The organism is Streptomyces nitrosporeus, assembly GCF_008704555.1.
Taxonomy (GTDB): Bacteria; Actinomycetota; Actinomycetes; order Streptomycetales; family Streptomycetaceae; genus Streptomyces; species Streptomyces nitrosporeus.
In genome coordinates, this window is sequence record NZ_CP023702.1 from 3,651,570 (window position 1) to 3,666,376 (window position 14,807).

The 14,807-nt window shown below is 73.6% G+C and carries 9 protein-coding genes, 1 pseudogene and 1 riboswitch; of the genes and pseudogenes, 6 read left to right on the plus strand and 4 right to left on the minus strand.

Annotated elements, in window-relative coordinates; all coding sequences use genetic code 11:
* Positions 1-630: 630 nt before the first annotated feature.
* Entirely contained in the window at positions 631-1,545 is a 915-nt protein-coding gene (locus tag CP967_RS16250; protein WP_150488661.1) for an FAD-dependent oxidoreductase, read from the minus strand.
* Positions 1,546-2,221: 676 nt separating this feature from the next.
* Here CP967_RS16250 and CP967_RS34670 point away from each other — a divergent pair.
* Positions 2,222-2,410, plus strand: a pseudogene (locus CP967_RS34670) (NUDIX domain-containing protein); the annotation flags it as partial.
* A gap of 98 nt (positions 2,411-2,508) precedes the next feature.
* Complete coding sequence (locus CP967_RS16270) at positions 2,509-3,402, plus strand: phosphorothioated DNA-binding restriction endonuclease (protein ID WP_150488662.1); 894 nt, start codon at positions 2,509-2,511, stop codon at positions 3,400-3,402.
* A gap of 60 nt (positions 3,403-3,462) precedes the next feature.
* Here the strand turns inward: CP967_RS16270 and CP967_RS16275 are convergent, their stop codons facing one another.
* Positions 3,463-4,761, minus strand: coding sequence for a peptidase (locus CP967_RS16275; RefSeq protein WP_150488663.1), 1,299 nt, complete (start codon positions 4,759-4,761; stop codon positions 3,463-3,465).
* A gap of 410 nt (positions 4,762-5,171) precedes the next feature.
* On the minus strand, positions 5,172-8,774 hold the full coding sequence (gene cobN, locus CP967_RS16280; protein ID WP_150488664.1) for a cobaltochelatase subunit CobN: 3,603 nt from the start codon (positions 8,772-8,774) through the stop codon (positions 5,172-5,174).
* A 54-nt stretch (positions 8,775-8,828) separates the two neighbouring features.
* Positions 8,829-8,901: riboswitch (cobalamin riboswitch) on the minus strand.
* Between the two features lie 161 nt (positions 8,902-9,062).
* Here cobN and CP967_RS16285 point away from each other — a divergent pair.
* Genes CP967_RS16285 through CP967_RS16295 form a run of 3 tightly spaced genes read left to right on the plus strand, consistent with a single transcriptional unit; the run spans position 9,063 to position 12,551 of the window.
* The gene (locus CP967_RS16285) at positions 9,063-10,337 is read left to right on the plus strand and encodes a nitrite/sulfite reductase (RefSeq protein ID WP_150488665.1); all 1,275 of its coding nucleotides are present in this window, start codon (positions 9,063-9,065) and stop codon (positions 10,335-10,337) included.
* 52 nt (positions 10,338-10,389) lie between these two features.
* A complete protein-coding gene (locus CP967_RS16290; RefSeq protein ID WP_150488666.1) occupies positions 10,390-11,016 on the plus strand; it encodes a precorrin-8X methylmutase in 627 nt (208 codons plus the stop codon).
* Entirely contained in the window at positions 11,013-12,551 is a 1,539-nt protein-coding gene (locus tag CP967_RS16295) for a precorrin-2 C(20)-methyltransferase (protein ID WP_373300429.1), read from the plus strand. Before CP967_RS16290 ends, CP967_RS16295 begins: the two co-directional genes overlap by 4 nt.
* Positions 12,552-12,638: 87 nt before the next feature.
* Here CP967_RS16295 and CP967_RS16300 read toward each other — a convergent pair whose 3' ends face one another.
* On the minus strand, positions 12,639-13,511 hold the full coding sequence (locus CP967_RS16300) for a cobalt-precorrin-6A reductase (RefSeq protein WP_150488668.1): 873 nt from the start codon (positions 13,509-13,511) through the stop codon (positions 12,639-12,641).
* Positions 13,512-13,599: 88 nt separating this feature from the next.
* On the opposite strand from CP967_RS16300, the gene CP967_RS16305 reads away from it, so the two are divergent.
* The gene (locus CP967_RS16305; protein ID WP_150491884.1) at positions 13,600-14,796 is read left to right on the plus strand and encodes a cobalt-precorrin-5B (C(1))-methyltransferase; all 1,197 of its coding nucleotides are present in this window, start codon (positions 13,600-13,602) and stop codon (positions 14,794-14,796) included.
* Positions 14,797-14,807: the final 11 nt, after the last annotated feature.

A 14,807-nucleotide genomic window follows, 5' to 3' on the forward strand; every position in this document is an offset into this window, starting at 1 on the left:
GTTAAAGAACTTAGCTTGGATTCGATTCTCGGTCACGCCATGGCAGAACTATGGACAGATGTCTTGCAGCACTCTCAGCGGCACCGGCATCTCAGGTCGGCTATCAATACATTCCGGTATTGCGTTATGTCTCTGCTGGCCTTGTCGGTGTTCACATTCGCTGTAGCGCTGAAATAATCACCCTCCAGGGGGCGCTGGGGTAGCGCTGCCGTCTCAGTTTCCGTCTTGTTCAGCACCGTTCACGGGAACTCAGGCAAGTCCGGAGGCGGTAGCCGCCCAGACAGCTGACTGTCCATGAACGCAGGTGAACGGCCCGTCCGAGGCGCTGGCGGCCACCACAGTTGGAAAGCGTGTTGGAGGCAACCCCTCACGAGTTCGAATCTCGTATCCTCCGCCATTGCTCTCACCGGGCAATACGTCGAAGGGCCCCGCAGCTTGCTGCGGGGCCCTTCGACGTATGTGGTCTCAGTCGCACGGGTCGGACAGTCGTGGACACCCGCGAACGGGCTTCGTCCGCGCTCCGCCGCATCGGGACCGAGCTCCTCCTTGGCGCCCCGCTCAGACCGTGTCCTACATGGTCACAGGGGTTCCCCTTCCAAGAGCAGTCCTTTGACGCGCAACACCGTGGCCTCATCCCTTGATGGGCAGGTCCCGGGCCGCGTAGTACGCGTGCAGCGCCGCCTCGCTGCCGGAGCCCAGGGCGGTCATGATCCGTTGGAAGCGGGCGGAGCGGAGGTCGCCGGCCACGATGACGCGGGGGTGCTGGCCGGTGGGCGGGCAGTAGCCGTCCGGGCCACGGGTCAGGTCTCCGGGTGGGGCGGCGGGGGCGTTTCCCAGGCTGAGGAAGGCCGCGTCCGCCGTGATCGTCCGGTGGGTACCGTCCTGTCCCACTGCCTCGGCCGACAGCTGAGAGCCTTCTCCACCGCGCAGCGTCAGGTGATCGACGGGGAGCAGCGTGACCCGTGGGTCATCGCGGATCTCGTCGGTCTTGTACTCGTCCGTCGCCGGGTACGCCACGAGGAGGCGCGTGTCTGTGGTCGGGTGGGCGCGCAGGAAGGTGCCGATCGGGCGGTCACCGCCGAGGACGAGGAGGGTCCGGCCTCGGGCGTCGTCGGTGTCGGCCTGCCAGAGCGCGGACAGAGTCAGGCCGGCAGGGGCGGTGATCCAGGTCGCGTCGCCGGGTTGGAGAGGGCCGACGCCCGTGGCGACGACGGCGTACGGGGCGGTGAGGGAAACGCCCGTGTCCAACGTGACGGTCACCTGGTCGTCGTCGGCGCGAAGTTCGGTGACGTACCGACCGAGTTCGAGGCGGCAGAGCTCCGTGCTCTTCAGCTCGGCAACGATGGCGTCGGCCAGCTCGGGGCCGCCGGTGTAGCCGCCGAGGACGTTGTTCAGAGCCGGGATCCGGTACAGGTTCCGGCACAGCCGGTCCGGCTCGACCAGAATCGAGCGCATGCCGACGCTGGCGGCCATACGTGCGGCAGCGCATCCGGCGGGCCCGCCGCCGGTGATGATCAGGTCGGTGTCGTACCGCGTGTCGCCCATAGGGCTATTCCAGCACCGGGGCCCCGGCGTACGCGGTGAGTTGGCCGACCACGTGGTCCGTGGTGACAAGTCGGCCGGTTCCGATCAAGGACTCCAGCCACCCTCGTGCGCGCTCGGTCTCATGCGGGCGCGGAGGCGGCCGGCGCGCTCGACGCCGATGAGAGATGAGAACTGGCAGGAACTGGTGGGAGTCGACTTCGGTTCGGCCTGTCACAGGCGGCGCAGCACCGTTCGTTCCCACTGCCGCCGCGAACCGCGCCTGTGCTTCGTCCGACGCATGGTCGAGTGCGGTGTCGAGCGCAGCCTGGGACTCGGCATGCGGCTGGTGCCCCGCTCCGCCACCCTCCCAGTTCGACACGGTCCGGTCCCTGACCCCGAGCAGGCGGCGAAGTCACGCAGGCTCATCCGAAGGGCTTCGCGCAGCAGCCGCGCTTCGCGGCCGGACCATCGCTGCACGGTCACCACCGTCGTATCCCCTGTCCGTCACCTGGTGAAACGCCGAAACGCCCAGTGTGAGCAGTCCTGTTCGGCATCACCGCGGCATCGCCGCAGCCCCATGCGTCACACTGAGCGATCAGTTCGCCCCATGCTGTATTCACGAACCGGGAAAGCGGCCCCAGCCGAAGAACGCCCCTCCGCCCGTTCTCCCCGGTTACACAACCAAGGAGCAAACGGCATGACCGGCATCGTCAAGCGCAACGCCCGCGCCATCCTTCTCGACGGCGACGAACTGGTCCTCATCAAGCGCACCGAGCCCGGCAGGGAGCCGTACTGGGTGTCGGTCGGAGGAGGAGCCGAGGAAGAGAACGTGACCATCGAGGCGGCTCTGCACCGGGAGGAGTTCGACAAGCCGGAGCGGGGCGGCCACGACGCGGTCCGGGCCGTCGTCCCACGATTCGTACTCCCCACAGCGCACGCCGGTGCCTCCGGCCGCCTTCCGCCGCCCCGTTACGATCGCCGGTCATGGACTGGCTGGAGCGCACCGCGGAGTTGAGGCAGTGGACCAGGAGCGGGTCGCGGGCGGCGCACAAGCCGCTGCTGTTGCTGTACGCCCTGGGCCTGTTCCGGCAGGACGCCGACGCCGAGCTCCGGTACAGCGCGGTGGAGGAGGATCTGCGGCGGCTGCTGACGGAGTACGGTCCGCCCCACAGGACCACGCCCGCCTACCCGTTCCACCACCTGGTGAACGACGGGGTGTGGGAGGTACGCACCGACCGGGGGCCCGGCAGTCCCGGCAGCGGGGTGCGGGAGTTGCGGGCGGCGGGTGCGGCGGGGCGGCTGTCGCCGGAACTCCGGGAAGCGCTGCGGCGGGAGCCGTCGCTGCTCGGCCGGATGGCGCGGGTCCTGCTCGACCGGAACTTCCCGGCCTCGCTCCACGGTGACCTGTGCGAAGCCGTCGGCCTGGGGCCGGAGCCGGCGGGCGCCCCTGAGCTCCCGGCCGCGCGCCGGCGCCGGGACCCGCGGATGCGGGAGATGGTGCTGTCGGCCTACGAGTACCGGTGCGCCTTCTGCGGTTACGACGGCAGGATCGGCGCGGTGCCCGTCGGCCTGGAGGCGGCCCATGTGCGCTGGTGGGCTTTCGACGGTCCTGACGAGGTCACCAACGGGCTCTGCCTGTGCTCGCTGCACCACAAGCTCTTCGACAGAGGGGTGCTCGGCATCGGTGACGGCCACCGGGTCCTGGTCTCCGAGCACTTCGCCGGCCGCAGCTCCGCCGCCCACGACCACGTCGTGGCGCTCGCGGGCGGCAGGATCCTCGGGCCCCGGTCCGGGAGCGCGCCCGTGGCCGCGGACCACCGTTCCTGGCACACCCGCCAGGTCTTCCGAGGCGGTCCACGACCGGTCACGGCGGTCTGACCGCCGCCGCCTCCCCACCCCCGCCCGGCGGACGAAGAGGCGGGGAGGCGGCGGGCCGGGTCAGGCCCCGGAGTCCGTCCTGCGGCGCCGGGCGAGGAGCATCGCGGCCGCGCCGAGGGTGAGGGCCGTGCCGCTCGCGAGGGCGAGCCGGGTGTTGGCGGGGGACGTGCCGGTGGCCGCGAGGGTGCCGCCGGTGGTGTTCACGGGGGTCTTCGACGTGGTGCCCTGGGCCCCGTGGTTGGGCTTGGTCTTGCCCGGCTTCGCGTCGTCGGCCTTGCCGGGGTCGCTGTTCGCGGCCGCGATCACGAACTCGTACCCGACGAGGTCGGGGGCCTGGCCGCAGGAGCCGTCCTTGTTGAAGTAGTCGCCCGCGACGAAGGCGATGCCCTCACCGGCGGGTGCCGAGGCGTCGACGGTGAGGCGCAGCTTGATGTCGGCGTGGGCGCCGGCCTTCAGCGGGCCGATCGTGTCGATGTACTCGGCGTGCTCGACGTCCCGCCACTTCGGGGAGGCGGCGGTCGACCACTGCAACCGCAGGAGTTCGTCGATCTCCTTCAGGCCGCTCTTGTCCGACGCCTGGACGTCGGCGAACGCGAGGACGCGATCCATGGCCTCGTCGGTGCCGTTGGTGACACGCAGCGAGAAGGCGGTGGTCGTACCCGCGACGACGGCGGACGGCAGACCGGTGACGACGGAGGTGAGTTCGGGTACGGGGACGCACTCCTCGCCCCCGGGCGTTCCGCCCTCCTCTTCCTCTTCGGCCTCGGCTTCGGCCTCGGCCAGGGCCGCGTCGGCGGCCTTCTTGGCGGTGAGCGCCTTCTCCACCGCCGCCTTGGCGTCCCCGTACGCCCGGGAGGCGGCGACCCGTGCGTCGTCGGCCTCCTTGTCGGTGCGGAATGCCTCGGCGTCGGCCTGCTCCTTGGCCGTGGCGGCCGTCACCGCGGCGGCCTCGGCGTCGGCGAGTGCCGCTTCGGCGGCGGTCCTCTCTTCCGTGTCCGCGTCAACCGGCAGGGCGTCGAGCGCGGTCCGGGCGTCCACGACGGCCTGGTCGGCGTCGGTCTTGGCGGTGGCCGCCTTCTCGGCCGCCTGCCGGGCCGCGTCGGCCGCGACGGCGGGGGGCCATGCCTCCGAGTGCGTCGCCTCCAGCACGTCCATGGCCGCGACCTGGGCCGCGACGGCCTTGTCGTACGCCTCCTGTGCGGCGGCGGCCGCGTTCTTGAGCTCCTCCAGGGACGGCTCGGCCTGGGTCCGAGCCGTCGGCTCGGTGCCGGCGAAGGCGGGAGCGGTGGCGGAGAGCAGGACGACGGGTGCTGTCACGGCGAGGGCGACGGCTGTGGCGAGGGTGCGGCGGATCTTCACATGAGCCCTTTGGGTCCGGTCCGGAAGAAGAGAATGTAGCGAAGAGAAGAAGAGGGGTGCGCCGCCGCCGCGGAAGGAATCCCGCGGGCGGGCTCCCGGATCCTAGGACGAGGATTCACAGGTTCGGGCACACTTCTTCCAGCTGTTCTGGCGTGAAATGAAGCATCCGGATACGACAGAGAACCGCAAAGAGGTGCAGTTGCCCTCAGTTTCTGTCTTTTCGGTGTGACGAACGCCACGTGATCACAGATCGGGGGAAAGTCCCCTGGTCACCCTGCCCGCAGCCGCCAGCAGCCGGGAGGACGGGCCCACCGGGACCATCTCCCGCCTCCCTCGGGGAGGCGGCCCCTCCCCGAGGGAGGCGGCTCCGCTGCCCCTCCCCGCTCTCGGTCCCCGCCCCCTCCGGGGCGTCAGTCCTCGTCCCCCTCCAGGGACCCTTCCGTCTCCAGGTAGGCCTGGCGCAGCCCTTCCAGGACCGCCGGATCGGGCTTGGCCCACATCCCCCGGGACTCGGCCTCCAGGAGGCGTTCCGCGATGCCGTGGAGGGCCCAGGGGTTGGCCTGCTGGAGGAACTCCCGGTTGACCGGGTCCAGGACGTAGGTCTCGGTGAGCTTGTCGTACATCCAGTCCGCGACGACGCCGGTGGTGGCGTCGTAGCCGAAGAGGTAGTCGACGGTGGCCGCGAGTTCGAAGGCGCCCTTGTAGCCGTGGCGGCGCATCGCCTCGATCCACTTCGGGTTGACGACGCGGGCCCGGAAGACCCGGGACGTCTCCTCGGTCAGGGTGCGGGTGCGGACCGTCTCGGGGCGGGTGGAGTCGCCGATGTACGCGGCGGGGGCGGTGCCCTTCAGCGCGCGTACGGCCGCGACCATGCCTCCGTGGTACTGGAAGTAGTCGTCCGAGTCCGCGATGTCGTGCTCGCGGGTGTCGGTGTTCTTCGCGGCGACCGCGATCCGCTTGTACGCGCTCTCCATCTCGTCCCGGGCGGGACGGCCGTCGAGCTCGCGGCCGTAGGCGTAGCCGCCCCAGACCGTGTAGACCTCGGCGAGGTCGGCGTCGGTGCGCCAGTCGCGGGAGTCGATGAGCTGGAGCAGGCCCGCGCCGTAGGTGCCGGGGCGGGAGCCGAAGATACGGGTGGTGGCGCGCCGCTCGTCGCCGTGTTCGGCCAGGTCGGCCTGGGTATGGGCGCGTACGAAGTTGTGCTCGGCGCTCTCGTCGAGGGAGGCCGCCAGGCGTACCGCGTCGTCGAGCAGGCCGACCGTGTGCGGGAAGGCGTCCCGGAAGAACCCGGAGATCCGCAGGGTGACGTCGATCCGGGGGCGGCCCAGTTCCTCGTACGGGATGGGCTCCAGGCCGGTGACGCGGCGCGAGGCGTCGTCCCAGACGGGGCGGATGCCGAGCAGCGCGAATGCCTCGGCGATGTCGTCGCCGGCGGTGCGCATCGCGCTGGTGCCCCAGAGGGAGAGGCCGACGGAGGTGGGCCAGTCGCCGTTGTCGGCGCGGTAGCGCTCCAGCAGTGAGTCGGCGAGCGCCTGGCCGGTCTCCCAGGCGAGCCGGGAGGGCACGGCCTTGGGGTCGACGGAGTAGAAGTTGCGGCCGGTCGGCAGCACGTTGACCAGGCCGCGGAGCGGGGAGCCGGAGGGGCCCGCGGGGACGGAACCGCCGGCCAGGGCGTGGACGGCGTGGTCGAGTTCGTCGGTGGTCGCGGCGAGGCGGGGCACGACCTCGCGGGCCGCGAAGTGGAGGATGTCCGCGACGGCGGCGGGGAGCCCGTCGGCGACCCGTCCGACGGCAGCGGGGTCCCAGCCGGCGTCCTCCATGGCCTGGACGAGGGCGCGGGCCCGCTCCTCTGTCTCGTCGGCCGCGGTGCGGGTGGCGGCGGACTCGTCGAGGCCGAGCGCCTCGCGCAGCCCGGGGAGGGACGACGTACCGCCCCAGATCTGGCGGGCGCGCAGGATGGCGAGGACCAGGTTGACGCGCTCGGGCCCGGCCGGGGCCCCGCCCAGGACGTGCAGGCCGTCGCGGATCTGGACGTCCTTGATCTCACAGAGCCAGCCGTCGAGATGCATGATGAAGTCGTCGAAGCCCTCGTCCTCGGGGCGGTCTTCGAGCCCGAGGTCGTGGTCCAGCTTCGCGGCCTGGATCAGCGTCCAGATCTGGGCGCGGACGGCGGGCAGCTTCGCCGGGTCCATCGCGGCGATCTGGGCGTGCTCGTCCAGGAGTTGTTCCAGGCGGGCGATGTCGCCGTAGCTGTCGGCGCGCGCCATCGGCGGCACCAGGTGGTCGACGAGGGTGGCGTGCGCCCGGCGCTTGGCCTGGGTCCCCTCGCCCGGGTCGTTGACCAGGAACGGGTAGACCAGCGGCAGATCGCCCAGCGCCGCGTCGGGTCCGCAGGCGGCGGAGAGGCCGGCGTTCTTGCCGGGCAGCCACTCCAGGTTGCCGTGCTTGCCCAGGTGGATCATCGCGTCGGCGCCGAAGCCGTTGTCCTCGGTGGAGGCGGCGATCCACCGGTAGGCGGCCAGGTAGTGGTGCGAGGGCGGCAGATCGGGGTCGTGGTAGATCGCGATCGGGTTCTCGCCGAAGCCGCGCGGCGGCTGGATGAGGATCAGGAGGTTCCCGCGGCGCAGCGCGGCCAGCACGATGTCGCCCTCGGGGTTGCGGGACCGGTCGACGAACATCTCGCCGGGGGCCGGGCCCCAGTGCTCCTCGACGGCCTCGCGCAGTTCGGCGGGCAGGGCCGCGAACCAGCGGCGGTAGTCGGCGGCGGGGATACGGACCGGGTTGCGGGCCAGCTGCTCCTCGGTGAGCCACTCCTGGTCGTGGCCGCCGGCCTCGATCAGCGCGCGGATCAGCTCGTCGCCGTCGCCGGAGACCAGTCCCGGGATCTCCTCCTCGGGCCCGAAGTCGTAGCCCTCGGCGCGCAGCCGGCGCAGCAGGGCGACGGCGCTGGCCGGGGTGTCCAGGCCGACCGCGTTGCCGATCCGGGAGTGCTTGGTCGGGTACGCGGACAGGACGAGCGCGATCCGCTTCCCGGCGGCGGGGATGTGGCGCAGCCGGGCGTGGCGTACGGCGATCCCGGCGACGCGGGCGGCCCGCTCGGGGTCGGCGGCGTACGCGGGCAGGCCGTCCTCGTCGATCTCCTTGAAGGAGAACGGGACGGTGATCAGGCGGCCGTCGAACTCGGGGACGGCGATCTGGGTGGCGGCGTCCAGCGGGGAGACGCCCTCGTCGTTCTCCTCCCAGGCGCTGCGCGGGCCGGTCAGGCAGAGCGCCTGGAGGACGGGGACGTCGAGGCCGGTGAGAGCGCCCGCGTCCCAGGACTCGTCGTCGCCGCCCGCCGAGGCGGTGGCGGGCTTGGTGCCGCCCGCCGCGAGGACGGTGGTCACGATGGCGTCGGCCGCGCGGAGTTCGTCGATCAGCCCGGCTTCGGGGGTGCGCAGCGAGGCGACGTACAGCGGGAGGGGCCGGCCGCCGGCGTCCTCGACGGCGGTGCAGAGCGCCTCGACGAACGCGGTGTTCCCGCTCATGTGGTGGGCGCGGTAGTAGAGCACCGCGACGGTCGGCCCGGTGACGTCCCGGGCGGTCCGCTCCAGCGGGCCCCAGGCGGGGGCGGCGGCGGGCGGGTCGAAGCCGTGGCCGGTGAGCAGCACGGTGTCGGAGAGGAAGCGGGCGAGCTGCTCCAGGTTGCCGGGGCCGCCGTGCGCGAGGTAGGCGTGCGCCTCGGCGGCGATGCCGATCGGCACCGTGGACGCGGCCATCAGCTGGGCGTCGGGGGCCTGTTCACCGGTCAGGACGACGACGGGGCGGCCGGTGGCCAGCACCTGGTCGAGGCCCTCCTGCCAGGCGCGCACCCCGCCGAGGAGGCGTACGACGACCAGGTCGGTGCCCTCCAGCAGTTCGGGGAGGTCCTGGAGCGGGAGGCGGGAGGGGTTGGCGTACCGGAAGCCGACCGGGCCTCCGGCGGCGCGTGCGCTCAGCAGGTCGGTGTCGGACGTCGACAGGAGCAGGAACATGCGCGTCAGCCCTTCCTCGGGGTGTCCACGCCCCGGGCGGTTGTCGGACGGCGGGAGTTCCTGGCTCACCCGGCCGGGGCCGGGCTCACAGTGGCGGGACCGCGCCGGAATCTCACCGGGCTTCCTCCCATGTCGCCGTCTGGCGATGGCGGGCCGAATGGACCGCCGGTAGGCATAGTAGGCCGCGGGTGGGGGGTCCTGACCAGACGGCCTCGGGTGCGAAAGTGCCCCGCGGGGGTGTCCGGCAGGTCACAGTGACGGCAGGGGTGCGGCTATGTCACGGTCTGTATGCTCGCCGCCATGTCCGCAACCCCCCTGCCGCCGGACGCCGCGTGTACCCGAAGTGGCGGTGACGCGTGCCCCGGCACCCTGCGCCTGCACCGGGCCGATGACGGTGCGCTGGCGCGGATACGCATACCCGGCGGCATTCTGACGCCCCGTCAGGCGGAGGTTCTGGGAGAGGCCGCCGGGCGTCTCGGTGACGGTGGGCTGCACCTCACCTCACGCGGGAACGTGCAGCTGCGCGGCCTGGCCGAGGACGCCGGACCGGAGCTGGCGCGACTGCTGGGAGAGGCCGGACTGCTGCCCTCCGGACCCCATGAGCGGGTACGCAACGTCGTCGCCTCACCGCTCGCCGGGCTCGACGGCCGCGGAGCGGCGGACATCCGGCCGTGGCTGACCGGGCTGGACCGCCTGATCTGCGCGAGCGACCGCGCGACCGGGCTGTCCGGGCGCTTCCTGTTCGCCCTGGACGACGGCCGGGGGGACGTGGACGCGCTCGGCGCCGACATCACGCTGATCGCCCTGGCCGGCGAACGCGCGGCGCTCCGGGCCGGGGCCTCGGACACCGTCCTCACCGTCCCGGCCGGCGACGCCCCCCGCGCGGCCCTGCTCGCCGCCGGGGCGTTCCTCGACGCGGCCCGGCCGACCGGCGCCTGGCGGGTGAAGGACCTCTCCGGCGACGTGGCCGCCGCACTCCCCGGCGAGGTGCTGCGGCGGCTGCGCCGGGCCGGTGCGGACGCCGTGGCCGGTTCCCGCCCCCGCCCGCCCGGGGCGGTCCCCCCCGAGCCGGGCCCGGTGGCGGGTTCCCCGGCCCTCTGCGTCGGCGTACCGCTCGGCCGGCTGGACGCGGCGCAGTGGCGGCTCCTGTCGGGCGCGGGCGAGCTCCGGCTCACCCCCTGGCGCGGAGCCGTCGTCACCGAGGGCGCACCCGGGCTCCTCGGTGAACTCGCGGCGGCCGGGCTGATCACCGGGCCGGACTCCCCGTGGGCCGGTGTCGGGGCCTGTATCGGCCGGCCCGGCTGTGCCAGGTCGCTCGCCGACGTACGGTCCCTGGCGGCCGCGGCCGTCGGGCCCCCCGGAGGGCTCCCCGTGTACTGGTCCGGGTGCGAGCGCCGGTGCGGCCATCCGCACGGGGAGTGGGTCGACGTGGTCGCCACCGCCGGGGGGCACCGGGTCTCCGTCGTGCGCGGGGAGCGGTCCGGCACCCCCGTGGCGGCCGGGGACGACCCGGCCGCGCTCGCCGCCGCGGTGGCCGCCGCGCGGGGCCCCCGTACAGCCTGACCAGCCAGTACTCCCAGCACCCAGCAGCCCTCACCGAGAAAGCGACATCACTGTGCATCAGTACGAGAAGGACGGACCGGCGATCTACCGCCAGTCCTTCGCCACCATCCGCGCGGAGGCGGATCTGGCCGGACTGCCCGCCGACGTGAGCCAGGTCGCCGTTCGCATGATCCACGCCTGCGGCATGGTCGACCTCGTACGCGACCTGGCGTTCTCGCCGGACGCCGTGGCCGCCGCCCGGGCGGCGCTGCGGGCCGGGGCGCCCATCCTGTGCGATGTGGCCATGGTCGCCAGCGGTGTCACCCGCAAGCGGCTGCCGGCCGGCAACGACGTGGTGTGCACCCTCTCCGACCCGGCCGTCCCCGGGCTGGCCGCCCGGATGGGCACCACCCGCAGCGCCGCCGCCCTGGAGCTGTGGCGCGACCGGATGGAGGGCGCGGTCGTCGCCGTCGGGAACGCGCCCACCGCGCTGTTCCGGCTGCTGGAGATGATCGAGGAGGGCGCACCCCGCCCGGCCGCCGTCATCGGGGTGCCGGTCGGATTCGTCGGGGCCGCCGAGTCCAAGGACGCCCTGGCCGCCCACCCGTCCGGGCTGGAGTACCTGATCGTGCGCGGCCGGCGCGGGGGCAGCGCCATCGCGGCCGCCGCCCTCAACGCGATCGCCAGCGAGGAGGAGTGACCGTGAGCGAGCAGCAGCGCGCCGGCGGTACCGGTGCGGCCGGGCGGCTCTACGGTGTCGGTCTCGGTCCGGGCGACCCGTCGCTGATGACCCTGCGGGCGGTGCAGGTCATCGGCGAGGCCGATGTCATCGCCTACCACTCGGCCCGCCACGGCCGTTCCATCGCCCGTTCCATCGCGGCCGGGCACATCCGGCCCGACCACGTCGAAGAGGCGCTGGTCTACCCGGTCACCACGGAGACCACGGACCACCCGGGCGGGTACCGGGGCGCGCTGGACGAGTTCTACGCCGAGGCGGCGGACCGGCTCGCGGCGCATCTGGACGCCGGACGCACGGTCGCGGTGCTCGCCGAGGGCGACCCGCTGTTCTACGGCTCGTACCAGCACATGCACAAGCGGCTCGCCGGCCGGTACGAGACCGAGGTCGTCCCGGGCGTCACCTCCGTCAGCGCCGCCGCCGCCCGGCTCGGCACCCCGCTCGTCGAGGCCGAGGAGGTGCTGACGATCCTGCCCGGGACCCTGCCGGAGGAGGAGCTGACGGCCCGTCTGGCCGCCACGGACTCCGCGGTGGTGATGAAGCTGGGCCGCACCTTCCCGGCCGTACGCCGGGCGTTCGAGGCATCGGGCAGGCTGGCCGAGGCGCGGTACGTCGAGCGCGCCACCATGGCCGGGGAGCGCACCGGGCACCTGGCGGACACGGACCCGGACTCGGTGCCGTACTTCGCGGTCGCGGTACTGCCCAGCCGGATCGACGCGCCCCGGCCCTCGCCGGCGGCGGGGCCCGGCTCCGGTGAGGTCGTCGTGGTCGGCACCGGGCCGGCCGGACCGCTGTGGCTGACCCCCGAGACCCGCGGCGCGCTGGCCGCCGCCGACGATCTGGTGGGCTACACCACCTACCTGGACCGGGTGCCGGAGCGGCCGGGGCAGCGGCGGCACGGTTCGGACAACAAGGCCGAGTCCGAACGCGCCGAGTTCGCCCTGGACCTGGCGCGGCGCGGGCACCGGGTGGCCGTGGTGTCCGGGGGCGACCCCGGGGTCTTCGCCATGGCGACGGCGGTGCTGGAGGTGGCCTCCCAGGACGCCTACGCCGACGTGCGGGTACGGGTCCTCCCGGGGGTGACGGCCGCCAACGCCGCCGCCGCGAAGGCGGGTGCGCCGCTGGGCCACGACTACGCCACCGTCTCGCTCTCCGACCGGCTCAAGCCCTGGGAGGTCATCGCGGAGCGGCTGCGCGCGGCGGCCGCCGCGGACCTGGTGCTGGCGCTGTACAACCCCGGTTCCCGCAGCCGTACCTGGCAGGTCGGCAAGGCCCGCGACCTGCTGCTGGAGCACCGCTCCCCGGACACCCCGGTGGTGCTCGGCCGTGACGTCGGGGGGCCCGCCGAGAACGTGCGCACGGTGCGGCTGGCCGACCTCGATCCGCTGGAGGTCGACATGCGCACCATCCTCATCGTGGGGTCCTCGCAGACCCGGTGGGTACGGCGGGGCGACGGCCGGCAGATCGTCTGGACGCCCCGCCGCTACCCGGAGGGCTGACCCGGGGAACGGGAGTGGAAGGCGGGGGGTGGGACGGGGAGGGGCCGCGGGGCTCGCGGGCCCGGCCCTCCCGCCGCGTACGCCCGGTCACGCACCGCCCCCGTCCGCCGGGCCCCAGGCCTCTGCTGCTCCGGCCTCTGCTGTTCCGGTCCCGGCCGTCCCCGTCCCGGCTGTTCCGGCCTCGGCGGTCCCGGCCGGCGATACCGGCGCGCCGAGGTTCCGCAGCCAGGCGACGGCTTCTTCGGGCGTCGCCGCCACCGGCACCCCCGCCGGAACGGGGGGCCGCCGGACCACGACCACCGGGAGACCGGCCTCGCGGGCTGCGGTGAGTTTGGGGGCGGTGGCCGAGCCGCCGCTGTCCTTGGTGACGAGGACGTCGACGCGGTGGCGGCGGATCAGCTCCCGTTCGCCTTCCAGGGTGAACGGCCCGCGGTCCAGCAGGATCTCGGTACGGCCCGGCATCGGCGGCTCGGGGGCGTCCACCGAACGCACCAGGAACCACAGGGAGCCCAGTTCCGCGAAGGCCGCCAGGCCCATCCGCCCCGTGGTGAGGAACACCCGCCGGCCGAGGCCCGGGAGCAGCTTCGCCGCCTCCGCCAGATCCCCGGCCGTGTGCCAGCGGTCGCCGTCCGAGGGCACCCAGCCGGGGCGGCGCAGGGCGAGCAGGGGAACATGGGCTGCGAAGGCGGCCGAGGCCGCGTGGAAACTGATCGTCCGGGCGAAGGGATGGGTGGCGTCGATGACCGCGTCCACATGGTGCGCGCGGATCCACTCCGCCATCCCGCCGGCCCCGCCGAAGCCCCCGATCCGCACCTCGCCCGGCGGCAGCGTGGGGCGGGCGACCCGCCCGGCGAGCGAGCTGGTCACCCGGATCCCGGCCGGCCCCTCCGGCGCGGCCAGCGACTGGGCGAGCCGCCGGGCCTCCGTCGTTCCGCCGAGGACGAGTACGTGCGGGATCATCGGTCGGTCCCTCCATTGAACGGTGAGATCGGGCATGAGCGGTGAGTCGAGCGTGAACGGTGAGTCGGGCATGAGCGGTGAGTCGGGCATGAGCGGTGAGGTCGGCACGGGCGGCGGAGCCGGCCCGGCCGGTGCGACGGCGGGCGGCGGTGACGCGGCGGGCGGTGCCGCGCAGGGCGGGCGCAGCGCCCAACTCAAGCACACCGGGCTGCGGCCCGGATGGACGACCGGCGCGTGCGCGACGGCGGCCACCACGGCCGCGTACACCGCCCTGCTGACCGGCGGGTTCCCCGACCCGGTGACCATCACCCTGCCCCGGGGCCAGACGCCCGCCTTCGCCCTCGCCGTGGAGGAACTGGGCGACGGGCAGGCCACCGCGGGCGTGGTCAAGGACGCGGGCGACGACCCGGACGTGACCCACGGAGCGCTCGTACGGGTCACGGTGCGGCTGCTGCCGCCGGGGTCCGGGGTGGTGTTCCGGGCGGGGCCCGGCGTGGGCACGGTGACGCTGCCCGGCCTGCCCCTGGAGGTGGGTGAGCCCGCGGTCAACCCGGTCCCCCGCCGGATGATGCGTGACCATGTGGCCCGGGTGGCGGCGGAGCACGGCGGCAGCGGCGACGTCGAGATCACGGTCTCGGTGGACGACGGCGAGGAGATCGCGCGTTCCACGTGGAACGTCCGCCTGGGCATCCTGGGCGGCCTGTCGATCCTGGGCACGACCGGGGTCGTGGTGCCCTACTCCTGCTCGGCGTGGATCGACTCGATCCGCCGGGGAGTGGACGTGGCACGGGCGGCGGACCTGCGGCACGTGGCCGGGTGCACGGGCTCGACCTCGGAGAGGACGGTGGTGGCCGAGTACGGGCTGCCGGAGCTCGCGCTGCTGGACATGGGCGACTTCGCGGGCGCGGTACTGAAGTACGTACGCCGGCACCCGGTGGAGCGGCTGACCGTGTGCGGGGGCTTCGCCAAGCTGTCCAAACTGGCCGCCGGCCACCTGGACCTGCACTCGGGCCGCTCCCAGGTGGACAAGCCGTTCCTGGCCCGGCTGGCCCGGCGGGGCGGGGCGGACGAGGAGCTGGCCGCGGGGATCGAGGCCGCCAACACCGGCCTGGGCGCCCTCCAGCTGTGCATGGCGGCCGGGGTGCCGCTGGGCGACCTGGTGGCGGTGACGGCCCGGGACCAGGCCCTCGCGGTGCTGCGCGGGGCACCGGTCGCGGTGGACGTGATCTGCATCGACCGCGCGGGGGCGGTGGTGGGCCGCAGCGAGGTCCTCGGACCGCGCTGAAACCGGCGTAC